Annotated in this window: 18 protein-coding genes; 9 read left to right on the forward strand and 9 right to left on the reverse strand. The window is 45.3% G+C overall.

All coding sequences use genetic code 11. The features are described 5' to 3' along the window. Positions 1-239: 239 nt before the first annotated feature. Complete coding sequence (gene lpdA, locus BCT34_RS08360; protein ID WP_063524431.1) at positions 240-1,670, forward strand: dihydrolipoyl dehydrogenase; 1,431 nt, start codon at positions 240-242, stop codon at positions 1,668-1,670. A 189-nt stretch (positions 1,671-1,859) separates the two neighbouring features. Here the strand turns inward: lpdA and BCT34_RS08365 are convergent, their stop codons facing one another. Beyond that, positions 1,860-2,465 (reverse strand): LuxR/HapR/OpaR family quorum-sensing transcriptional regulator, encoded by a 606-nt coding sequence (locus BCT34_RS08365; protein WP_019824386.1) that lies wholly within the window; start codon positions 2,463-2,465, stop codon positions 1,860-1,862. Between the two features lie 337 nt (positions 2,466-2,802). Between BCT34_RS08365 and hpt the strand changes: the two genes are divergently transcribed. Beyond that, positions 2,803-3,333 carry a hypoxanthine phosphoribosyltransferase gene (gene hpt, locus BCT34_RS08370; protein ID WP_017633235.1) on the forward strand — a complete coding sequence of 177 codons (531 nt, stop codon included), beginning with the start codon at positions 2,803-2,805 and terminating at the stop codon, positions 3,331-3,333. Between the two features lie 73 nt (positions 3,334-3,406). On the opposite strand, the gene can is transcribed toward hpt, so the two are convergent. After that, positions 3,407-4,075, reverse strand: coding sequence for a carbonate dehydratase (can, locus tag BCT34_RS08375; protein ID WP_076655048.1), 669 nt, complete (start codon positions 4,073-4,075; stop codon positions 3,407-3,409). 286 nt (positions 4,076-4,361) lie between these two features. Between can and BCT34_RS08380 the strand changes: the two genes are divergently transcribed. The 3 genes from BCT34_RS08380 (at position 4,362) to BCT34_RS08390 (ending at position 8,032) form a co-directional block, all read left to right on the forward strand. After that, positions 4,362-5,993 (forward strand): SulP family inorganic anion transporter, encoded by a 1,632-nt coding sequence (locus BCT34_RS08380; protein ID WP_174571159.1) that lies wholly within the window; start codon positions 4,362-4,364, stop codon positions 5,991-5,993. A gap of 349 nt (positions 5,994-6,342) precedes the next feature. Beyond that, a complete protein-coding gene (locus tag BCT34_RS08385) occupies positions 6,343-7,260 on the forward strand; it encodes an ABC transporter ATP-binding protein (protein ID WP_076655054.1) in 918 nt (305 codons plus the stop codon). Position 7,261: 1 nt separating this feature from the next. Then, a complete protein-coding gene (locus BCT34_RS08390) occupies positions 7,262-8,032 on the forward strand; it encodes an ABC transporter permease (protein WP_010435987.1) in 771 nt (256 codons plus the stop codon). Positions 8,033-8,172: 140 nt separating this feature from the next. Here the strand turns inward: BCT34_RS08390 and panC are convergent, their stop codons facing one another. From panC to sfsA, 7 genes are all read right to left on the reverse strand, one after another. After that, entirely contained in the window at positions 8,173-9,063 is an 891-nt protein-coding gene (gene panC, locus BCT34_RS08395; RefSeq protein ID WP_076655056.1) for a pantoate--beta-alanine ligase, read from the reverse strand. 8 nt (positions 9,064-9,071) lie between these two features. Continuing rightward, entirely contained in the window at positions 9,072-9,866 is a 795-nt protein-coding gene (gene panB, locus BCT34_RS08400; RefSeq protein ID WP_076655059.1) for a 3-methyl-2-oxobutanoate hydroxymethyltransferase, read from the reverse strand. Positions 9,867-9,888: 22 nt separating this feature from the next. Next, on the reverse strand, positions 9,889-10,374 hold the full coding sequence (folK, locus tag BCT34_RS08405; RefSeq protein ID WP_076655062.1) for a 2-amino-4-hydroxy-6-hydroxymethyldihydropteridine diphosphokinase: 486 nt from the start codon (positions 10,372-10,374) through the stop codon (positions 9,889-9,891). Then, the gene (pcnB, locus tag BCT34_RS08410) at positions 10,371-11,726 is read right to left on the reverse strand and encodes a polynucleotide adenylyltransferase PcnB (RefSeq protein WP_057622288.1); all 1,356 of its coding nucleotides are present in this window, start codon (positions 11,724-11,726) and stop codon (positions 10,371-10,373) included. The genes folK and pcnB overlap by 4 nt, the downstream gene beginning before the upstream one ends. Before the next feature lie 183 nt (positions 11,727-11,909). Then, positions 11,910-12,785, reverse strand: a complete 876-nt coding sequence (gene gluQRS / locus BCT34_RS08415) for a tRNA glutamyl-Q(34) synthetase GluQRS (protein WP_076655065.1) — start codon at positions 12,783-12,785, stop codon at positions 11,910-11,912. Between the two features lie 181 nt (positions 12,786-12,966). Further along, complete coding sequence (dksA, locus tag BCT34_RS08420) at positions 12,967-13,413, reverse strand: RNA polymerase-binding protein DksA (RefSeq protein ID WP_004738189.1); 447 nt, start codon at positions 13,411-13,413, stop codon at positions 12,967-12,969. 135 nt (positions 13,414-13,548) lie between these two features. Further along, a complete protein-coding gene (gene sfsA / locus BCT34_RS08425; protein WP_076655067.1) occupies positions 13,549-14,274 on the reverse strand; it encodes a DNA/RNA nuclease SfsA in 726 nt (241 codons plus the stop codon). Between the two features lie 34 nt (positions 14,275-14,308). On the opposite strand from sfsA, the gene hrpB reads away from it, so the two are divergent. The 4 genes from hrpB to acnB all read left to right on the forward strand — a co-directional run bounded on the left by hrpB (position 14,309) and on the right by acnB (position 24,436). Beyond that, a complete protein-coding gene (gene hrpB / locus BCT34_RS08430) occupies positions 14,309-16,807 on the forward strand; it encodes an ATP-dependent helicase HrpB (protein ID WP_076655069.1) in 2,499 nt (832 codons plus the stop codon). Further along, positions 16,804-19,203 carry a penicillin-binding protein 1B gene (gene mrcB / locus BCT34_RS08435; protein ID WP_076655071.1) on the forward strand — a complete coding sequence of 800 codons (2,400 nt, stop codon included), beginning with the start codon at positions 16,804-16,806 and terminating at the stop codon, positions 19,201-19,203. The genes hrpB and mrcB overlap by 4 nt, the downstream gene beginning before the upstream one ends. A 38-nt stretch (positions 19,204-19,241) precedes the next feature. After that, positions 19,242-21,575: a patatin-like phospholipase family protein gene (locus tag BCT34_RS08440; RefSeq protein ID WP_076655074.1), complete on the forward strand. Its 2,334-nt coding sequence runs from the start codon at positions 19,242-19,244 to the stop codon at positions 21,573-21,575. 272 nt (positions 21,576-21,847) lie between these two features. Beyond that, positions 21,848-24,436 (forward strand): bifunctional aconitate hydratase 2/2-methylisocitrate dehydratase, encoded by a 2,589-nt coding sequence (gene acnB, locus BCT34_RS08445; protein ID WP_076655077.1) that lies wholly within the window; start codon positions 21,848-21,850, stop codon positions 24,434-24,436. Positions 24,437-24,474 lie beyond the last annotated feature (38 nt).

The raw sequence follows: 24,474 nt of genomic DNA on the forward strand, positions 1-24,474 counted from the left end.
GAGAAAGTAATTATTAAGGTGGCTTTCGGGTCACCTTAATTCTTTATATAAAGACTATTTTTAGAGAACAGTTTCCCGCATTTCTCATAAAGCGGAAGGGAATTGTTGTCTAGCTCACAGGCTAACTTAAAGCTACTTTCACACTGTTAACATCTCTGTAAAATGTTTCCTGTTTGAAAGCCCAATAATTTAAGAACATCTACTCAGCCTGTTAGGGATAATGACTACAAGAGGTCACAATGAGCAAAGAAATTAAAGCCCAAGTTGTTGTACTTGGTTCAGGTCCTGCTGGTTACTCAGCTGCATTCCGTTGTGCGGATTTAGGTCTAGAAACAGTACTAGTTGAACGTTACAGCACTCTTGGTGGTGTATGTCTAAACGTTGGTTGTATTCCATCAAAAGCACTTCTTCACGTTTCTAAAGTAATCGAAGAAGCTAAAGCGATGGCAGAGCACGGCGTTGTATTCGGCGAGCCACAAACGGACATCAGCAAGATCCGTATCTGGAAAGAAAAAGTAGTAGACCAACTAACTGGCGGTCTTGGCGGTATGGCTAAGATGCGTAACGTAACGGTTGTTAACGGTTTCGGTAAGTTCACAGGTCCTAACAGCATTCTTGTTGAAGGCGAAGGCGAAGCAACAACAGTTAACTTTGACAACGCAATCATCGCTGCGGGTTCTCGCCCAATCAAACTTCCTTTCATTCCACATGAAGACCCACGCATTTGGGATTCTACGGATGCACTTGAGCTGAAAGAAGTTCCTGAAAAACTGCTTATCATGGGCGGTGGTATCATCGGTCTTGAAATGGGTACGGTTTACCACTCTCTAGGTTCTAAAGTAGACGTAGTTGAGATGTTCGACCAAGTTATCCCTGCTGCGGATAAAGACATCGTTAAAGTCTTCACTAAGCGTATTAAGAACAAGTTCAAGCTAATGCTTGAAACTAAAGTAACTGCAGTTGAAGCGAAAGAAGACGGTATCTACGTTTCAATGGAAGGCAAAAAAGCACCAGCTGAAGCTGAGCGCTACGATGCTGTTCTTGTTGCTATCGGTCGTGTTCCAAACGGTGCACTTATCGACGCTGAAAAAGCAGGTATCGAAGTTGACGAACGTGGTTTCATCAACGTTGACAAGCAAATGCGTACAAACGTTCCTCACATCCATGCGATCGGTGACGTTGTTGGCCAACCAATGCTTGCGCACAAAGGTGTGCATGAAGGTCACGTAGCTGCTGAAGTTATCTCTGGTAAGAAGCACTACTTCGATCCTAAAGTAATCCCATCAATTGCGTACACTGAGCCAGAAGTTGCTTGGGTAGGTAAGACTGAGAAAGAAGCGAAAGCGGAAGGCATCAACTACGAAGTTGCTACTTTCCCTTGGGCAGCTTCTGGTCGTGCAATCGCTTCTGACTGTGCCGACGGTATGACTAAGATGATCTTCGACAAAGAGACTCATCGCGTAATCGGTGGTGCTGTTGTTGGTACTAACGGTGGTGAACTTCTTGGCGAAATCGGCCTAGCAATCGAGATGGGTTGTGACGCAGAAGATATCGCTCTTACTATCCACGCTCACCCGACTCTACACGAGTCTGTTGGTCTAGCTGCGGAAGTATTCGAAGGTTCAATCACTGACCTTCCAAATAAGAAAGCAGTGAAAAAGAAGAAGTAATTCTTTCTTAGCCACTCGCTAATGTTTTTAAAAGCCGCTGATTCGTCAGCGGCTTTTTTATGTCTGAAGTAAGGAGCAGGAACGTTTCACTCCGAGATGCGAGTACGCAGCGCTCTAGTATACGAAGAGCGAGTGCTAAAACAAAAAGGGTTGACCCATTAGGTCAACCCTTCACTATTCTTCTCGAATCTACTTATAAATGCACAGCATGTTCAAGTAGCTATCCGTTAAGCTTGAAAGCTCTTCCGGTGTTTCTACACGCTTCGCTTGAATGAATAGTGAGTAGCAGATGCCGTGGAACAGGTTCGCCAGATGTTTAGGGTCGTGATCGTCACAGACTTCGCCACGTTCAATCGCTTTGCTGAACATGTTTTGTACTAACATTTGGTTGGTGCGGTTAGTTGTTACGAACAGCGGCCATACTTCATCACGAGTCGAAGCACTCCATTCGAACCACACATTTAACCAATGGCTATCTTGAGCGACTAACGTCACCATTTCAGTCGCAATATTATGTAGGTTTTGTTTTGCGTGAATATCCAAGTCGATATTGTCTGAAAGGAAGTTAGAGAATTGACGGACAACGTGATTAAGTACTTCATCAACCAGATCTTCACGGGTAGGGAAGTAGTTGAATACCGTTGCTACAGACACCTGAGCGATGTCTGCAATATCTGCGTGTCCACCACGACCGATGCCGCGGCGAGAGAATACCTCAAGAGCAATTTCCATCAATTGAAGTTTTCTTTTTAAAGGTGAAAGCCTAGTTCTAGGTCTCTTAGATATTGAGTCCATTTTATTTTCCTTGCCAACGAAATTTTTATATTAATGATTTTATTATTATTTAAGCCAAGATGAGTGTAATGGTGCATATGCGAATGGTCAATCCTTTCAGCTTGTTTTATAGACAGTTACATCAAACTTGATACATAAAGCGTGATCAGTATTGATGTGAAAGGAGGCGAGTATGGGATAGGGCACCAGCGCACATTTCGTTGAGAATCTGACAGTAAATTCGAACCATAAGGTGGTGTGGGTATTTGAGCAGTGCTAGACTTACGCACAAAATTGAGCGACACAACTGACGAAACTGTCAACATTCGTCGCAATCACCAAATAGAATGAGAGCAGTATGAAGCATACAGTTGAAGTCATGATCTCTGAGCAAGAAGTTCAGGATCGAGTGAACGAACTAGGCAAACAGATCACGGAGCACTACAAAGGTAGTGAAGATCTAGTTTTAGTTGGCTTATTGCGTGGATCTTTTGTCTTTATGGCGGATCTTGCTCGTGCTATCGATTTAACTCACCAAGTTGATTTCATGACCGCGTCTAGCTACGGCAACGGCATGGAAAGCTCACGTGATGTTCGTATTTTGAAAGACCTTGATGATGATATCCAAGGTAAAGACGTTCTACTTGTAGAAGATATTATCGATACAGGTAACACGCTGACTAAAGTAAAAGAGATTCTGAGCCTACGTGGCCCTAAATCAATCGAAATTTGTACGCTACTAGACAAACCTTCTCGCCGTGAAGTGACTGTAGATACAAAGTGGATTGGTTTTGAAATCCCAGATGAGTTCGTGGTTGGTGTTGGTATCGACTACGCTCAAAAATATCGTCACCTACCATACATCGGTAAGGTAGTACCTCAAGAGTAATCACTACGCTTGTCGATTAGAAGTCATTAAAAAGCCCGCTTGATGCGGGCTTTGTGCATTTATTACGTCAGGGCTAGCTTTGTTGACTAAGAAGAGGCATCGTTAAGATCTTATTTAGTGCCTCTAGGTGACTGTTCTCTAGGGTATCGTTACTTGAACAACGTACGCCAAGGTCTTGTAACTTGCCATCGCCAATACCGTAAACCACACCGTGGATTTCAACGTCTTGGCCTCGCTCCCATGCGTTTTGCATAATGGTTGAATTACCTAGGTTATAAACTTGCTCTGCGACGTTAATCTCGCACAGTTTGTCACCCCATTGCTCACGAGGAAGCCCCTCGATTTGCTTACGGTATTTTAAGTAATTGTCGCGGATGTGAAGCAACCAGTTGTTGATAAGGCCAAGCTTAGGATTATCAATCGCCGCGTTAACACCGCCACAACCGTAGTGACCACAGACAATGATGTGTTTTACTTTGAGTACATCGACGGCGTACTGTACTACTGAGAGGCAGTTTAGGTCGGTATGAACCACTTGGTTCGCCACATTTCGGTGAACAAACAGTTCGCCAGAATACAAACCAGTGAGACGCTCGGCCGGAACACGGCTATCTGAGCAGCCAATCCATAGAAACCCAGGGCTTTGACCCTCTTCAAGCGTTGTAAAATACTCAGGTCGCTCTGAACGAATTTCGTCTGACCATTTAGAGTTGTTTTCAAAAAGCTGTTTAATCTCTGGCATTTTGCGTCTTACATCCCTTAATTAAGAATCTCAACTATACACAATGTTACAAATTCAATCTCGTAAAAACTGTGTCAAATAGTACTCATCTGACGTGTACTCGTCGTTAAAATCATTAACTTAGCGTAGAAGCTTCGATCCGGTTATAAGACATGAATAATGTGATTGAATTAACACTTTCTGAACACTTGATACATTTGTTAGAGTGATAAGGTTTGTCATTTCATCATCAGGAAGGTGTGTTTTGTTTGGAAGTCGTTTTACGGATATCAATCTCAAAGGGGATATGTTTGGTGGTGTCACTACAGCCATCATTTCATTACCTTTAGCGTTGGCATTTGGTGTTGCTTCTGGTGCGGGCGCGGAAGCTGGCCTTTGGGGTGCCATCATGGTTGGCCTATTTGCGGCATTGTTTGGTGGCTCGAGCAGTCTGATCTCAGAACCAACCGGCCCGATGACGGTAATCATGACAGCCGTAATGACCAGCATGGTGGCCAAGTACCCTGAAACCGGAATGGCAATGACCTTCACCGTAGTAATGATGGCCGGTGCTTTTCAGATATTACTCGGTACATTAAAGCTCGGAAAATACGTCACTTTGATGCCATATAGCGTGATCTCCGGATTTATGTCGGGTATTGGCGTTATTCTGATTATTCTTCAGTTGTCTCCTTTATTAGGACACGCCGCCCCTTCTGGCGGAGTGATGGGCACGCTTTCTGCACTTCCAGATACGTTGGCTAATCTCAAAATCAGCGAGCTGTTTTTAGGAGCATTGACGCTCGGTATTCTTTTCGGTTTTCCTGCTAAATATCGTAAATATGTGCCCGCTCAACTGGTCGCTTTGGTTGCTGTGACACTCCTGTCCGTCATTATCTTTGATACCGACTCTATTCGCCGTATTGGTGAAATCCCAGCTGGTTTACCTTCTCTTGTTATTCCTACGATCAGCGCAGAGCAATTCACCACCATGGTTATTGATGCCTTGGTGCTTGGTACGTTGGGCTGCATTGATACGCTTCTGACCGCGGTTATCGGAGACTCACTGACTCGTAAAGAGCACGATTCAGACAAAGAACTTCGCGGTCAAGGTATTGCGAATATGATTTCTGGCTTGTTCGGCGCTTTGCCGGGCGCTGGTGCTACTATGGGGACGGTCACTAATATCCAAGTAGGTGCTCGTTCTCCACTATCAGGTGTTATTCGTGCATTAGTTCTGGCGCTGGTGGTATTGGTCGCGGGTGGCTTAACAGAGCCGATTCCAATGGCTGTATTGGCTGGCATCGCGATGTATGTTGGTTTCAATATTCTTGATTGGAGTTTTATCCAGCGCGCGCACAAGGTCAGTTATGCGGGCATGGGTGTGATGTACGGTGTGATGCTACTGACTGTGTTTGTTGACTTGATTATTGCGGTTGGCCTTGGTGTGTTTATCTCGAACATTCTGATTATTGAAAGGTTGAGCCGAGAGCAAGCGAGACAAGTTAAGGCGATCAGCGATGGTGATGATGAAGACGATATCCCACTCACCGATAGCGAACGTCAGTTACTCGATAGTGCAAATGGTAAGGTGCTGTTCTTTTATCTTTCTGGGCCGATGATATTCAGTGTATCAAAGGCTATTTCACGTCAGCACTCAAGTATCTCAGATTATGAAGCGATGATTCTAGACCTGACGGATGTGCCTATGATTGATGTCACCGTAGGCTTAGCACTAGAAAATGCGATTAAGGATGCATTGGATGCGCAGTGCGAGGTGTACCTGTTGTGTCCGAATGAGAACACTCGTCAACAACTAGAGAAGTTCCACGTGATTGACCTAGTGCCTAAATCCAACACTTATCGATTCAGATATGAAGCCCTGACAGCAGCAACAAGCTATGTCGACAGAGATGAACATCAATTTGAGTCAGTTTAATTTTCAGCAATGATCTGACATGAATGAGCTGATATAAATAATCTAATATGAATAAGCCATAGACGCTCACTTCAATACTGATCATTAATGCCGTTAAGTGAATAACTTAGCGGCATTTTTGTATCTATTGAACGCTGATTTGGTCTTCAGGTAGCTGAGATGCTTATTTGTTTTCGAAAGAAACTCTCACACGATATTTGTATTCATCGTTAATCAACGATAAACTTGTTTGCAAAATGGCCGAGTAAATAAGTTTGAGTTAGTTTTCTGCTAGCTCGTTTTAAGCATAACTTTCTTCCTCATACTCGGTCGTCAACATCTTATCTATAGCAAATGGCAGTCTATCTCTATGTATGCATTAGAAATTGAGCAATTAAGAAAAACTTATGCTGGGGGCTTCGAGGCTCTTAAGGGCGTTAGTTTACAAGTAGAAAAAGGCGACTTTTACGCACTGCTTGGTCCAAATGGTGCGGGTAAATCAACCACCATTGGTGTTATATCTTCACTGGTAAATAAAACGTCAGGCAAGGTTAAAGTCTTCGGCTACGACATTGATACCGACTTGGAGTTGGCTAAGCAGAACTTAGGTTTAGTGCCTCAAGAGTTTAACTTTAACCCGTTCGAAACCGTTGAGCAGATCGTGTTGCAACAAGCGGGTTATTACGGTGTGCCAAAAGCATTAGCGAAAGAGCGAGCGAAAAAGTACCTATCTCAACTCGATTTGTGGGAAAAGCGTGGCGAACGTGCGCGAAACTTGTCTGGTGGTATGAAGCGTCGTTTGATGATCGCGCGTGCATTGATGCATGAACCTCATTTGTTGATCCTTGATGAACCAACAGCAGGCGTTGATATTGAACTGCGTCGTTCAATGTGGGAATTCCTAAAAGAGATCAACGAAAAGCAGGGCATTACCATTATCTTGACCACGCACTACCTAGAAGAAGCAGAAATGTTGTGTCGTAACATTGGCATCATTAATCGCGGTGAGCTAATTGAGAACACAACAATGAAAGCCTTGTTGGGCAAGTTGAGTGCGGAGACCTTTATTTTGGATCTGGAAGAGGGGGCGACTGAACCTAAGCTTGAAGGCGTTAATAGCCAAGTGATGGTCAATGGCTCGCTAGAAATCGAAATCGACAAGAACCTAGGTTTGAATACCATCTTTGCTCAATTGAGCGAGCAACAGGTTAAAGTCCTCTCTATGCGTAACAAAGCAAACCGTCTAGAAGAGCTATTTGTAAGTATCGTCCGTGAAGGGAGTAAATAATATGTACAGCCTATATTGGACAGCTTTCTGCAGTTTGTTGACCAAAGAGATTAATCGCTTCACGCGCATCTGGGTGCAAACTTTGGTGCCGCCAGCGATTACCATGACGCTTTACTTCATCATCTTCGGTAACCTGATTGGTGCGCGTATTGGTGAAATGAACGGCTTTAGTTACATGGAATATATTGTGCCCGGCCTGATCATGATGTCGGTGATCACCAACTCGTACTCCAACGTTGCTTCGTCGTTCTTTAGTGCCAAATTCCAGAAGAACATTGAAGAGCTGCTTGTAGCACCTGTTCCTAACTACGTGATTATCGCCGGCTTCGTAATGGGCGGTGTGGTTCGTGGCTTGTTAGTGGGCACCATAGTAACGTTCGTGTCGTTGTTCTTTGTCGACCTACAAGTTGACCATTGGGGCGTGATCATTGCGACGGTATTTTTAACTTCAGTTGTGTTCGCTCTGGGTGGCTTGATTAACGCTGTGTTCGCACGCACGTTTGATGATATCTCGATCATTCCGACCTTCATCCTGACGCCTCTGACTTATCTTGGCGGTGTGTTCTACTCAATCAGCTTACTGCCTGAGTTCTGGCAAGGTGTATCGAAGCTGAACCCTATCGTGTACATGGTCAACGCGTTCAGGTATGGCTTCTTGGGTGTGTCTGATGTGGGTATCGTGACGTCGTTTGGTGTACTGGGCGTGTTTATCGTGCTTTTGTATGGCATTGCTCACTACCTAGTGACAAAGGGTATTGGTTTACGTAGCTAATTCTTAATTACCCGGGATCGCTCAATAATCCTGAATCGCAGGCAAAGAAAAAGGTCGATATTACATCGACCTTTTTTGTCTCTTTCATTTGTGCTTTTGCTTCGCGTTAGGAGCTGGTCTACGTAAAGAGCAAAAAGCGATTACTCAGCGGTTTCTTCTTTCACTTCTTCTTTGGTTTCCGTTACCAAATCTAAAACTTGGTTATCGATAAGACGAGTCTTACCTAGGAAAGCCGACATAAGAATCACAGCTTGAGTTGATTCTGGAGTGATCGCTTGTAGCGTTTTCGCATCACAAATGAATATCTCATCTGGTTGAAGATCGGCAGCGCGTAGCTGGTCGGTAGCATCTTCAATCACTGATGCGTAATCATCGCGACCACCGCGAATAGCACTGCTGATCCAGCGCATAGTACGCGCTAGAACTGGCGCTCGTTGGCGCTCGTCAATCGTTAGGTTGCTATTGCGAGAGCTCATTGCCAAGCCATCCATTTCACGAACGGTCGCAACGCCCACAACTTTAATGTCTAACGCTAAGTCAGTAGTCATCTGGCGAATAACAGCAAGCTGCTGGAAGTCTTTTTTGCCGAAGCATGCAAAATCTGGCTGAACAATGTTAAACAGCTTGGTGACAATTGTCGCTACGCCACGGAAGTGACCTGGACGAGACGCACCTTCAAGCATGTGAGATATGCCTGGAACCTCAACAAACGTCTGTTTGTCTAATCCCTCTGGGTACATAATCTCTGGCGTGGGTGTAAATACTAGCTCAACGCCTTCGCCTGTCAGTTTGCTTAAATCTGCTTCTAACGTGCGAGGGTAGTTGTTTAGGTCGTCGGCACGGTCAAACTGCATTGGGTTTACAAAAATGCTTACCACAACAATGTCTGCCAGTTCACGAGCTTTCTTTACAAGAGTCAGGTGACCTTCATGCAGGTTTCCCATTGTCGGTACAAAAGCAACCGTACGTCCATCACGCTTAAACTGTTTAATCTGCTCACGAAGAGCCGCTATTTCAGCAAAAGTTTGCATACTTACTCCTAAGCGATTGTATGAGCTTCATCAGGGAAGCGCGCGCTCTCTACTTCTTCTTTGTATAGAGCTACTGCTTTACGCATATCACCTGTTTCTGCTAAGAAATTCTTAGAGAATTTCGGCATGTAGTTCGCAGAAATACCGAACATGTCATGCATAACCAAGATCTGACCATCGGTAACATTACCTGCACCAATACCAATAACGGGCACGTGACAAGCATCTGTAATTCGTTTTGCTAATGAAGCCGGAACACATTCAAGTAGAACGATTTGAGCACCTGCGTTTTGTAGCGCAAGTGCATCAGCAACCATTTTATCCGCTTGATCGTCGTCGCGACCTTGAATCTTATAACCACCAAAGATGTTCACAGATTGAGGCGTCAAGCCTAAGTGTGCACATACTGGCACTGCACGTTCTGTTAGCATCTTCACAGTATCAACCAACCAGCTTCCGCCTTCGATTTTTACCATGTTCGCACCAGCACGCATCAAAGTAGCAGCGCTCTCACAAGCTTGTTCTGGTGTTGCGTAGCTCATGAAAGGCATGTCGGCCATAAGAAGGCAATTTGGGCTACCAGCGCGCACTGAGCGCGTATGGTAAGCAATGTCTTCAACGGTTACTGGTAATGTGTCGTTATGGCCTTGTAGAACCATACCCAGTGAATCACCGACAAGCAGAACTGGCATTTCTTGGCTTTCGAATAACTGAGCAAAGCTCGCATCATAAGCTGTCGACGTCGCGAATTTACGGCCTTCACGTTTGCATTTGATCAGGTCGTTAATGGTTACTTTTTTCATTGGTTTTCCTTAATGCGCTTGGCTATTGTTGCCAAACATTGAGCCCGTTTTTATCTACTGTTTTCAGTAGTTCTGTCAGCTCAGTCCCATCAGGGAGTTGTAAACTTGGTGCGATTTCAGCAAGCGGATAGAGTACAAACTCTCGTTCTTTCATTCCATAATGAGGAACGATTAAGCGCTCTGAATCGATCACCTCATTGCCGTATAACACAATGTCGAGATCCAAGGTTCTTGGACCCCAACGTTCGTCTTTACGGACGCGCCCTTGCTCTAGCTCGATCTTTTGAGTGCAATCAAGTAGTTCAATTGGCGTTAATTCGGTTTGGATAGCGACTACCGCGTTGATGTAGTCTGGCTGATTTTGCGGCCCCATTGGAGTGCTACTATATAGCTGAGAGGTCGCAATAAACGTTGATCGCGGTAGGCTTTTTAGCGTTTCGATAGCCAAATTTGCTTGGCTAACTGGGTCGGCAAGGTTGCTGCCGACCGCAATGTAAGCAGTTATCATTCGGATTGCTTACTCTTTTTGTTTCGGTAAGTCTTACGGCGACGATGGCCTGACTTTGATGGTGCTGCAACGTCGTTAGCCATTGCTTGACGCATATTGCGTCCCGCAGTCTGATAACGCTCCCACCATTTTGCTAACTCTTTGGTTTCGCCGCCTTCAATCTCCCCACGCATTTCTAGGAAATCGTAGCCTGCCCGGAACTTGTTGAGCTCCATTAGGCGAACGGCGCGTTTACCGTTACGGCGAGGCAGTCGAAGTTGCAGTTGCCAAACTTCGCGAATGGTTGCAGTGTGACGACGAGGAATAGCAATAGATTTTACTTGCTGATCAAGAATGATGTTACTCGCTTCCATGATCGCATCGTAGTGCGCCATACCTTGCTCAGCCACAAGTTTGTCTGCCAGCTTGTTCATTGGGTACCAAAGCATTGCGGCAAACATGAATGCTGGGTTTACTCGTTTACCATCTTCAATTCGAAGGTCGGTTGAATCGAGAACCAAATCAAGCATCTGTTCGGTATGAGAGTCGTAATCTTCTGTGAAGTATTCCGCTACTGCTGGGAACATCTGTTGGAACAGGTTGTATTCGCGCATCAGGTGGTAGGTTTCTAAACCGTGACCTGATTGCAGTAATTTCAGAGATTCTTCGTAAAGGCGCGCTGCAGGGATATCTCGTAGAAGGTGTGCTAGCTCTTCAATCGGGTCAGCCGTGTCTTCTTCAATATCGAAATCCAGTTTCGCAGCGAAGCGCATCGCACGTAGCATACGTACTGGGTCTTCGCGGTAACGCGTTTCTGGATCGCCAATTAGACGGATCAGTTTATCTTCTAAATCTTCTACACCACCGGCGTAATCGTGGATGCTGTAGTCTGCAATGTTGTAGTACATCGCGTTGATTGTGAAATCACGACGCTCTGCATCTTCATCAACGCTGCCATATACGTTGTCGCGCAGTAGCATGCCTTCTTTCGATTGTGCAGAAACGTTTTTCGATGGTTCTTGGTGATGACCACGGAAAGTTGCCACTTCAATAATGTCACGACCAAACATGATATGTGCCAAGCGGAAACGGCGACCGATAAGGCGACAGTTTCTGAAGAGGTGTTTGATTTGCTCTGGCGTTGCGTTGGTCGCAATATCAAAATCTTTTGGCTGAGAGCCTAATAAGATATCGCGCACACCACCACCGACTAGAAATGCGTCAAAACCCGCACCATTCAGGCGATATAGCACTTTTAGTGCGTTGTCGCTGATCTGCTTGCGTGAAATATTGTGCTCTTGACGAGTATAAATATTCAGAGCTAGTTCGTGGAATCCGCGTTGTTCGCTTGGGGTATTGTCGTTTGTATTCATTAGTTTAGAACAAAGTAGGTATCGCCAACTTTGTTTTTCTCTTAGTCCAAAGTGGTAGTGCAGAGTTTAATTGCGGCTAATAATAGCTTAGCGCGAGCCATTTGAGAACATCGTCTGCTTAACCACAGTAGTTGGTTATGGCATTTTTATGTGTCGTTTGTGCTATTTGCCGTGAGTATCGAGCTAATTACAGTGCTCTTTTTGTAAACTATCAGGTAACTGACTGACGTTCCATTGTTGGCAACCCCACAATAAAATCTCATCCATTGATGCCTCACAAAGGGCCGTTGGGATTTCAAAACCTAAGAATCGCATAGCGTTGAGTAACGTTGGTTTTGGGTTGTCGAGATCTATCGCGGTGGCGTGGTTTTGTTTTGACAGTTTATTCCCCAAGCCATCGGTTGCCAACGGCAAGTGCAAGTAACTGACGGTTTTTTGCTTGAGTGTTTTATACAAACTGATTTGTCGACCTGTTGGTTCAATCAGGTCTGCGCCTCTTACGACTTCTGTTACTCCTTGATCGATGTCATCGAGGACAACGGCCAAGTTATAAGCAAACAATCCATCTCTGCGTTTAATAATAAAATCTTCTTCAGCCAATGCTTTGGGAATTTGAATCGTGTCGTGGCGAACATCATCGAAGGACTCTACTGGGAAGTCCATGCATAAGCGTACCGCTTGCTCACCTGAATCAATTAAGCCTGCATTTCGACAGTGACCATTGTAGAAGCCGCCCAAAGCCTTTATCTGCTTGCGGGTGCATTGGCAATAGTAGGCTTGATTATCAGCGACCCATTGATCGATTTGAGCTTGATACAAACCATGACGCTGGCTTTGATAAACGACTTCACCATCCCAAAATAGGTGGTAAGCCTCAAGCGTCTTAAGAATGAGGTCTGCAGCGCCGGCCATTTCTCTTGGTGGATCGAGGTCTTCCATACGAACTAACCATTTTCCTTGGTTAGATTTCGCTTGAAAGTAGCTACCAAGAGCAGCAACAAGTGAGCCAAAATGAAGAGGACCTGACGGTGATGGTGCAAAGCGCCCGATATAATTCATGAGTGAACAACCTAATCTAAATGGTACCGCAGTAGCCGATTCTTAAGACGTTTAAAACGAGAGCTTTAATGTTTAGAGCTAAGGCTTAAAGCTGTTATTTACTATCAAGCGTGTGAAATACTTTGCTTGGATAACAAACAAAAAAGGGAGCCAAGGCTCCCTTTCTTTACATCTGCAAGAATTAACCTTGCATCTGTTTCTCTTTGATCTCTGCAAGTGTTTTACAATCAATACAAAGATCAGCAGTTGGACGAGCTTCAAGGCGACGAATGCCAATCTCGATACCGCAAGAATCACAGAAGCCGAAATCGTCTTCTTCGATCTTGTCTAGTGTCTTCTCAATTTTCTTGATAAGACGACGCTCACGGTCACGGTTACGTAACTCTAGGCTGAATTCTTCTTCTTGAGAAGCACGGTCAACTGGGTCTGGGAAATTCGCTGCTTCGTCCTGCATGTGGTGCACAGTACGATCAACTTCTTCCCTGAGCTGGTTGCGCCAAGCTGCTAAAATTTTTGTAAAATGTTCCGTTTGCTCAGGTGACATGTACTCTTCACCTGGCTTTTCTTGGTACGGTTCAACACCTGCGATGGCTAGGATGCCTAGCGCTTTTTTCTTAGATTCTGGCATACAGCATCTCCTATTTACACCTAGTCAACTGCTAAGCAGCTAATTTTAAGGCGGGTATCTATAGCAGAAAGAACGAATGGTGGCAAATACTCTTATTCAAACTTGCAATCAATGTGATTAGTTCAGCATCTTTGCTTAGCCATTGATAAATTCAACAGCTTGTTTTAGTTGTATTTGAGTACTGCTGAGCTCTGCTTTATAGCAAAGCACTTCAACTCCAGCGTCTTGTGCTTGTTTTAGTAATAACGAATATTTGGCGTCTATATGGTGTGCCGCGGATACTTTTTCAATACCTGAATGCAAAACAGTGAATAAAAGTACGGCTCTATTTCCAGATTCGACCATTTCTGTGAGTTCACGCAGATGTTTTTGACCTCTGGTTGTGACCGCATCAGGGAAAAAACCTTGTCCTTTAGATAACGTTTCTTGCTCGTCGAGCAAAGTGACGCTTTTTACTTCGATATAGCAAGGCGGTTTTTCGTTGTCTTCAAGTAGAATGTCAATGCGACTATTTTCACTACCATATTTCACTTCGGTTCGTAACGCGTTGTAACCTAAGAGTTCAACTATAGTCCCATTTTCAATTGCTTCCACCGCTAGCTGGTTTGCCCGCGCAGTATTTACACAAATCCGGTGACCTTTGTCCGTTTCTGAGATCTCCCAGCTATTTGGGTACTTTCTTTTTGCATTATCTGAGGTTGAGTACCACACCGTATTACCCGGAGTCGCACATCCTGTCATCGCTCCAGTGTTGGCACAGTGAATAGTACGCTCACTGCCGTCTGGAAGTTTGATGTCTGTGAGAAAACGTTTGTAGCGTTTGATAAGAGTCGCTGGCTCTAATGGCGGATTGAAGTGCATATTACTTATTTAGACGGGTAGGTTTTTATGTACAATGTTGCCAACATTACACCACAAGGTTCTCCCATTGCCACAACTGCCCATAGAAGCTGTGATGCCAGATCTGCTCACTGGCATAGAAACACACACTCAACTTATTCTAAAGGCTGCTCCCGGTGCGGGTAAGTCAACATTCTTCCCTTTACAGTTAGTTAAGATCAACGCCGTTCAAGGCAAAATTATCATGCTTGAACCGAGGCGTTTAGCGGCAAGGAATATTGCCACTTACTTAGCGAGCCAGTTGGGAGAAAAGGTGGGAGAGAGCATAGGTTTTAGAGTTCGTGGTGAATCTAAAACCAGCAGCGCAACTCGCTTGGAAATCGTCACCGAAGGGATCATGACAAGAATGATCCAAACTGATCCCGAATTGACTGGGGTTGATATGGTGATCTTTGATGAGTTCCATGAACGCAGTATTCACGCAGATACCGCATTGGCGTTTAGCTTGGAGATCCAAGAAGCGTTGCGTGACGATCTAAAAGTGGTTGTGATGTCGGCAACCTTAGATCAACAAGCGCTGCAATCTCTATTGCCGAATGCCAAATACGTTGAATCGCAAGGTCGAACTTTCCCAGTCGATTTCCGTTACCAGCCTTTGAGTGCCAATGAATATCTAGCCCCTAAAATAGCCAATGTGATTCGCTCTCTGATGGAGAAAGAGTCAGGCTCACTTTTAGCCTTCTTACCGGGCGCTTCTGCGATTAAGCAAGTCGAATCTCAACTGGAACAACTCACCAGCGATATCGATGTTTGTCCTCTTTATGGACAACTAAGCTTTTCTCAACAGCAGAAAGCGATCGCGCCATCAGAGAAAGGGCGTCGCAAGGTGGTGTTGGCTACTAATATTGCTGAGACCTCTTTGACGATTGAAGGCATTCGGTTGGTGGTCGATTCCGGGCTTGAGCGTGTGGCGAAGTTCGATCTCAAGACGGGCATAACCAAGCTTGAGCAAGTAAAAATATCGCAGTCTTCAGCTGAGCAACGCGCGGGCCGTGCAGGACGAATTGAGGAAGGCTTGTGCGTTCGTTTGTACAGCGAAACGCAACTTATGCAGCAACCGGCTGTACCGGAGCCTGAAATTCTTCACTCTGATTTGTCTTCGTTAGTGTCTGAATTGACACAATGGGGCGCTGCGAGTGCTGAGGATCTGCAATGGTTAGATGTACCACCGAAGGCCTCTATTGAACAAGCCAAGCAACTCTTACAGACTCTTGAATTGTTAGACGGTAATGGTCAATTTACGGTATTTGGAAAACAGGCCCAACGTTTAGGTTTAGAGCCTCGTATTGCCAGCATGTTGGTTAAAGCACAGCAAGGCAGCCCTGATTTATTGAATGTCGCGATTGTTGCTGCTGCTTTGCTTGAAGAGCCGGAACGCAATGTGACGGATATTCAGCACTCTTTGCATCGACTTAAGCAAAGAAAACATTCGAAAAATAGCGTGGTGATGCAACGAGCGAAAAGTCTCGCGAGCAAACTCAATCATCACTTGGATTTGTCACAAGCTGATGAATCATTGTTACCATTAGTGCTTTGTTTTGCCTTCCCAGATCGAATTGCCCAAGTGAGAAGCGCGACCAGCAGCGCTTTCCTTTTGGCAAATGGCCACGGCGCAGAGGTTCGTGACGATGATCCCTTGGCAAACAATGACTATATCGTAGTGATTGATTTGATGCGCAGCACAGGGCGAGCTAGCCAGATTTTCTTAGCCACTGCGGTTGATATAGCTCAGATAGAAGCTGAGTTCCCAAAACTATTTGTGCGTTCTGATTACGCCGATTGGGATGAAAAACGTGGTCGCTTAGTCGCTGAGCAACGAGTATCTCTGGGTAAGCTGATTATCAGCACCAAAGCTTTACCTGACCCCGATGCGAATCAGGCGAGTCAAGCATTGCTCAATTATGTCTCGCGATGCGGATTGGATCGTTTAAATTGGACCGCTTCAGCTAAGCAGTTGGTTGAGCGTGTACGCTGCGCACAGCTTTGGATGCCAGAGCATGATTGGCCAGCGATGGATGACGCGAGTTTGCTTGAACACCTTGATGAGTGGCTATCGCCGTATTTGAATGGTATTAAGTCGGCAAAAGGGCTCGCGAACGTTTCGATTGAACAGGCATTGTCTGCTTATCTTGGTTGGCCTTTGAATCAAGAAATAGATCAATGGCTGCCAACGCATTATCTGATGCCTACAGGCAGCAAGAAGGCCATTCGTTATCAATATCAATCTGAACCAGTGATCTCAGTGCGAATGCAGGAAGTCTTTGGTGAACAAGATTCGCCATTGATAGCGCAAGGGCGCAAAAAAGTGGTGCTTGAGCTACTTTCTCCAGCACAGCGACCACTGCAAATTACTCAAGATTTAGCCGGCTTTTGGGCTGGCGCGTACAAAGAAGTACAAAAAGAGATGAAAGGCCGTTACCCAAAACATCCTTGGCCGGATGACCCTGCTACTCATGTAGCAACCACTAAAACCAAACGACAGTTGAATCGATGATGACCAAAATGTTAACGCCAAAAAAGGCACCACCTAAAAAAGCGCCAGCAAAGAAGTCACCAGCGACCAAAGCCAAGCCAAGAAAACCAAGAGCGGCTGCGAAAAAGACTAAACCCAAGGCTAAGAAATCTGGCAAAAGAGGTTGGTTGAAAATCCTATGGGGCATTTCTTGGAAAGCTGGCTTAGCGCTCGCGGCCTTGTTGTTGTTTGTCGGTATTTATCTTGATTCTGTGGTCAAGCAGCGCTTTGAAGGTCAGCTGTTTGATTTGCCAACCGTGGTTTATGCGCGAGTACTAGATCTGTCTCCTGGAGCACCGGTGAGTTTGGTACAGGTAAAGAATGAGCTCGATGTACTCAACTATCGTAAGGTGAGCTCACCTCGTCACCCTGGTGAATATTCATCTTCTTCAACTAAGATTGAAATGATTCGTCGCCCGTTCGAGTTTGTGGATGGGCCTGAAGCGGATCGTCACGTGATGCTGCATTTCAACGGCAATGAGTTAACTCGTATTCAGTCGCTGGAGAAGAAAGGCGACATGGGTTATCTGCGTGTTGAACCGAAAATGCTCGGTATGCTTGAAAAAAGTAATGATGAGCAACGCTTGTTCTTAAAACGCAATCAATTCCCAGAAGTGATGGTTGATGCTTTATTGGCAACTGAAGACCGAAACTTCTATCAACATGATGGTGTGTCACCACTGGCCATCGCTCGTGCAATGGTTGTTAACGTTAAAGCAGGACGAACAGTGCAAGGTGGTAGTACGCTGACCCAGCAGTTGGCAAAAAACCTGTTCCTGTCCAGTGAACGTACATTGTGGCGTAAAGTTCGTGAAGCCTACATTGCGCTTATCTTGGATCATCGTTATAGCAAAGACCGTATCTTAGAGGCTTACTTAAACGAGGTTTACCTTGGACAAAACGGCGGGCAAGCGATTCATGGTTTTGGTTTAGCGTCTCGCTTGTATTTCGGTCAACCTATTCAAGAGCTTCGCATCGACCAACTTGCACTGCTTGTTGGTATGGTGAAAGGACCGTCGTACTACAACCCAGTTCGTTATCCCGAGCGTGCAAAAACTCGACGAGATCTGGTCCTTCGCTTGTTGATGCAACAAGACATATTAACGCCGCGACAATACGAGGAAGCGGCGAGTCGTGATTTGGATATTCAAGACAACCCACGTATTGCTAGCCGTCAGCCCGCTTACTTTCAACAAGTTAACATTGAGCTGAAGAAGTATGTAGGTGATCGGTTTGAAGCGAAAAAAGGCATTCGAGTCTTCACCTCTCTGGATCCGGTTTCCCAAGATAAATTAGAGAAGTCGATTGCACGTAAGGTGCCTGATTTATCGAAAACCGCAGGTAACAAACTGGAAGCTGCGGCTATTGCTGTCGATAGAAATACCGGTGAAATCCGAGCTATGGTAGGCGGGAAACGTACTGGTTACGATGGCTTTAACCGTGCCTTGAATGCGAGTCGTCCTATTGGTTCTTTGGTTAAGCCTGCAATTTACTTAACCGCACTAGAGCAACCTCAGAAGTACACGTTGGCGACAACATTGAAAGATACGCCACTGAGTTTGAAAGGCAGTAAAGGCAGTGTGTGGAGCCCAAGAAACTTCGATCGTAAGTTCCGAGGGGATGTGCCTTTGTACGTGGCGCTTTCTAAGTCTTACAACGTACCAACGGTTCGTTTGGGGATGCAGTTGGGTATTGATGGCGTCTCGGATACGATTGGAAAGCTGGGTGTCGATAAAAATGAGATTCGTCCAGTGCCGTCGATGTTTTTGGGTTCGTTCTCATTAACACCGTTCCAAGTCGCGCAGATGTATCAAACCATCACTAACTCTGGTCGTATCGCGCCTTTGTCGGCACTTCGTTCTGTGGTTGATACTGATGGCGAGGTTTTGTATCAGTCGATTCCTCGTGTATCACAAAGCGTTGACCAGCAAGCGGCTTGGTTAACAACCTATGCGATGAAGCGGGGTGTATCGGAAGGTACAGGTCGTTTCTTACAAGGTCAGTTTGCATGGGCAGGGTTAGCTGGTAAAACAGGTACCAGTAATGACAGTCGAGATAGTTGGTTCGTCGGTGTTGATGGCCGTGAAGTTACGACTATCTGGCTAGGGCGTGATGATAATAAGCCGACTAAGCTTACTGGTTCGAGTGGTGCGTTACGTGTTTATGCTGATTATCTCAAACACCGAACACCAGAGCAGTTATTGCTGCCTTGGCCGACTGGAATTGCAACGGCGAGCTTTACACGAACTACTGAGGGGGCTTTGGAGTTTGATTGCGAGGGTACTGTCAAACTGCCAGTTTGGGATGAGAATGGAAACATTAAAAAGAGCTGTGAAAGTCAACCAAAACAGTGGCTAAAGAAGCTTTTTCAGTGGTAAAGTCATAACAGAAAAGAATGACAAGGATAGTTAAGATAATGATTTCTCGTTGGTTAGTGAGCAGCTTAGGCATTGTCGGTACTGTGATCAGTTTTCAGCTGTTTGCATCTACCGCGACACAGGTTGATCAATCTCAGCAGGCTGAACAAGCTCATAAAAGGCCAACCGTTGCTGTCGTTCTTGCTGGTGGTGGGGCAAAAGGCGCTGCACATATTGGTGTGCTTAAAGCGCTTGAAGAGATGCGAATTCCGGTGGATTATATTACCGGTACCAGTATGGGGTCATATGTTGGTGGTCTTTATGCGACAGGGATGAGCGCAGGCGAGATTGAGAGCTTTATTTATACGGTTGATTGGAATCGTGGTTATCGTGATCGCGTTAACCGTAGTGAGCGCCGAGTGCGTGACAAAGAGTATGAAGATCGTTACCAACTGAACACCGATCTCGGCTTAGGTTGGGGCGAAATCAAAGCAAGGAAAGGTGTGGTTCAAGGTCAGAATATGTTGCGTATTCTGCGTGAGACCACCGGTAACCTCTCTCCACTCGACTCTTTTGACCATCTTGCTATTCCCTACCGTTCAGTAGCAACTGATATTATCGAACTTGAAGAAGTGGTCATCGATCATGGTCACCTTGTCGATGCCATGATGGCCAGTATGTCGGTACCCGGCGCGCTTCCCCCTTATTCCCTTGACGGTCGAATGCTCGTTGATGGTGGTGTCACTAATAATATGCCCGTCGACGTTGCCCGAGCGATGGGAGCAGACATCGTTATTGCAGTGGATATCAGCACCAACTACAAAGGCAAAGAAGACTTCACGAACTTTCTAGCGGCCGCAGACCAACTCTCTAACTACCTAGTTCAACGCAGTACCCAAGAGCAAGCTGAAACACTGACCGATGATGATGTTTTCCTGCGCCCTGATGTTGGGCAAATGGAAACGACAGAATTCGATAAGATGCCGGGTGCCTACCAAGCGGGTTATGACGCTGCGATTCAGAATAGCTCAGAGCTTTCTAAGCTGTCGCTCTCTAATGCTGACTACCAGAAGTATATCGAGCATAAGCAGCAAGCTCGAAAGCAGCTTAAGCATGGTGACCAGACCGTCGTTGATCGAGTTGTTATCAACAACAACACCCACTATTCAGACAAGCTGCTCGAAAACCGCTTAAACCTATATTCAGGTAAGGTGCTAAAGACCAGTGAAATTGAATCTAAAGTGCAAGATCTCTATGCGCTAGATAGATTTGAGTTGGTGACTTATGAGTTTGACAACGTTGATGGTGAGGACCAACTGCAGGTTGATGTGAACGAAAAATCTTGGGGCCCAAACTACCTCAACTTTCGATTCTTTCTTGAAGATGATTTCTCGACAACCAGTCAGTACTCGATCGGTGTCTCTGCCAACTTTACCGATATCAACTCACACGGTGCAGAACTAAGAACTAATGTTGAGATGGGAACAGATAAACGAATTGAGGCCGAACTTTACTCGCCATTCTTTTCAAGCCAAAAATTGTTCACTTCAGCATCGATTGTTTACAGTAAGGAAAATAGAAACCTCCCGGTCGATATTGACGAAATTGAAGAGCCAACGCTAGACGTAACGAGAGACTACTTTCCAATGACCTACAGCGAGTATGTCGGTGAATTGGCATTAGGCTACCAACCAACCTTGTGGCAAGAGTTGAAATTTGGTGCTCGTTACACCGACGGAGATGTTGAGGTGTCTTCTTTACCTTCATTGGGCAGTGGTGGTTACACTCGTATCGGTGGATTTATAAGTTATCGATTGGATACTTTGGATAACTTCAGTTTGCCAACCGAAGGTTATTTTGTTGATTTAGAATACCTTGTTTCCCATGATGATTTTCAGAATGATACCTCTATTAACGACACCGAGTTGACGTCTGAGAGCGATACTGTTTACGAGTTTTCGGCTAATCTGATGGCAGCAAAGAGTATTGAGAAGCATACTTTAGTCGCAAAGCTTGATTATGGGATTGTAGAGAGTAAGAACTCGATCTTCCCTATTGATCCTAAAGAGCTTGGTGGCTTTCTGAATCTGTCAGGTATTCCAAGAAATAGTCTGATCGGTCAAAACTTGGCTTATACGAGCCTTATCTATCGTTATAAGTGGTTTGAAAATGACTTCGGCCTCTTTGAGTCACCATTCTACGTGGGGGCGTCTATCGAACACGGTGGTGTTTGGTCGAACAATGATTTGAGCATTGATGAAGCACCAATGTACACCGCGGGTTCTGTTTTCGCGGGTGTCGATTCACCCATCGGGCCGATCATTTTAGCTTATGGGCGAACTGAAGATAACTTCGATTCGGTGTATCTGATTGTAGGTACTTCTTACAAATAATCATGCGTAGAGTCGCCATTTAAGTGCGTAATTAGGCAAAAATAGTGGGACTTTCGTCTTAACTTGCTATGTTGGTCAAAATGATAAGATTTTAATTTAACGTTAAATTTGCTATTCTACCGCCCACAGTTTGGCCTCTATGACGCCGCTCATCAATACAAATTGAATGACAAAAATGGCAATGGAGAGCCAAGTTTCCAAGGATGTTCACTTCTTTATTTTACTAACAATTATGAAGGGAAGAAGTGAACCGCAATGAGAGGAAAAAAGTCGTGCTTGAAGCCTACCGTAAACACGTCGAAGAACGTGCTGCCGAAGGAGTTGTTCCAAAACCACTAGATGCTGAGCAGGTTGCTGGCCTAGTTGAACTTCTGAAGAATCCACCTCAAGGTGAAGAAGAAATCATTCTTGACCTACTAGAAAACCGCATTCCACCGGGTGTAGATGAAGCCGCTTACGTAAAAGCAGGCTTTCTTACGGCTATCACTAAAGGTGAAGTAGCTTCTCCACTAGTAAGCAAAGCAAAAGCTGCAGAACTGCTTGGTACTATGCAAGGCGGTTACAACATCGAATCTCTAGTCTCTCTACTAGACGATGCCGAGCTTGCTCCAATCGCGGTTAAAGCCCTGTCTCATACTCTACTGATGTTCGATGCGTTCTACGACGTAGAAGAGAAAGCGAAAGCGGGCAATGCTTCAGCGCAACAAGTACTTCAATCTTGGGCTGATGCTGAATGGTTTACATCTAAAGACAAAGTTGCAGAAAAGATCACCGTTAAAGTATTCAAAGTTACTGGTGAGACTAACACTGATGACTTATCGCCAGCGCCTGATGCATGGTCACGTCCTGATATCCCAGTACACGCAAAAGCGATGCTGAAGATGGAACGTGATGGCATTACTCCTGATGAACAGGGTAGCGTTGGTCCAATCAATCAAATTGAAGAAATGCAAAAAGATGGCATTCCACTGGCTTACGTTGGTGATGTTGTTGGTACTGGTTCTTCACGTAAATCGGCAACAAACTCAGTACTTTGGTTCATGGGTGAAGATATCCCATTCGTACCAAACAAGCGTACTGGCGGTGTTTGTCTTGGTGGTAAAATTGCACCAATCTTCTACAACACAATGGAAGATTCAGGCGCACTACCAATTGAGCTGAATGTACAAGACATGAACATGGGCGATATCATTGATATCTACCCATACGAAGGTGTTGTTCACAAGAACGGTTCTGTGATTTCAAACTTTGAGCTTAGCAAAGTGCTTCTTGATGAAGTGCGTGCTGGTGGCCGTATTCCACTGATCATTGGTCGTGGTCTAACGGGTCGCGCTCGTGATTCTCTAGGTCTAGCTGAAACGGACCTATTTGCTAAACCAATCGACCCATCAGCATCTGATAAAGGCTACACGCTTGCTCAGAAGATGGTAGGTAAAGCATGTGGTGTTGAAGGTGTGCGTGCTGGTCAGTACTGTGAACCTAAAATGACGACAGTGGGTTCTCAAGATACTACCGGTCCTATGACGCGTGATGAGCTTAAAGACCTTGCGTGTCTTGGTTTCTCTGCTGATTTAGTTATGCAGTCTTTCTGTCACACATCTGCATACCCTAAACCGGTTGATGTGAACACTCACCATACACTACCTGATTTCATCATGAACCGTGCGGGTGTTTCACTTCGTCCGGGTGATGGTGTTATCCACTCATGGCTAAACCGCATGTTGCTTCCAGATACTGTTGGTACAGGTGGTGACTCGCATACTCGTTTCCCATTAGGTATTTCGTTCCCTGCGGGTTCTGGCCTAGTCGCATTCGCGGCAGCAACGGGTGTTATGCCACTTGATATGCCTGAATCTATCTTGGTTCGTTTTAAAGGTGAAATGCAGCCAGGTATCACGCTACGTGACCTAGTACACGCAATTCCTCTATACGGCATCAAGCAAGGTCTACTGACTGTAGAGAAAGCAGGTAAGATCAACGAATTCTCTGGTCGTGTACTAGAAATTGAAGGTGTTGAGCACCTATCTGTTGAGCAAGCATTCGAACTTTCTGATGCATCTGCTGAGCGCTCAGCAGCAGGTTGTACGGTTAAGCTTTCTGAAGAGTCTATCTCTGAGTACTTGAACTCGAACATCGTGATGCTTAAGTGGATGATCGCTGAAGGTTACGGTGATGTTCGTACTATCGAACGTCGTATTACAGCTATGGAAGAGTGGCTAGCTAACCCTGAGTTGCTGTCTGCTGATTCAGACGCTGAATACGCTCATGTTATCGAGATCGACCTTGCTGACATCGATCAACCAATCCTATGTGCTCCAAACGATCCAGATGATGCTCGTCTTCTTTCTGACGTTCAAGGCACTGAGATTCAAGAAGTGTTCATCGGTTCTTGTATGACGAACATCGGTCACTTCCGTGCTGCAGGTAAGATGCTTGAAGAGTTCAATGGCTCTCTAAACACTCGCCTATGGGTTGCTCCGCCAACTAAGATGGATAAAGACCAGCTGACAGAAGAAGGCTACTACGGCATCTTCGGCCGTGCTGGGGTTCGTATCGAAACTCCGGGTTGTTCACTGTGTATGGGTAACCAAGCACGTGTTGCAGATAAGTCGACAGTAATGTCTACGTCTACTCGTAACTTCCCGAACCGTTTGGGTACAGGTGCTAACGTTTACCTAGCTTCTGCTGAACTTTCTGCTGTTGGTGCGATACTTGGTCGTATCCCAACAAAAGAAGAGTACCTAGAGTACGCAGAGAAGATTAATGCAACGGCTGCAGATACATACCGTTACCTGAACTTCCATAAAATGGGTCAGTACACGGAGAAAGCTGATACGGTTATCTTCCAAGAGCCGGCTTAATCGCTGACTGGTTAAATAACTGATTAAACGCCTTCTAT

Origin of the sequence: Vibrio sp. 10N.261.45.E2 (assembly GCF_002875705.1) — a bacterium.
Lineage (GTDB): Bacteria > Pseudomonadota > Gammaproteobacteria > Enterobacterales > Vibrionaceae > Vibrio.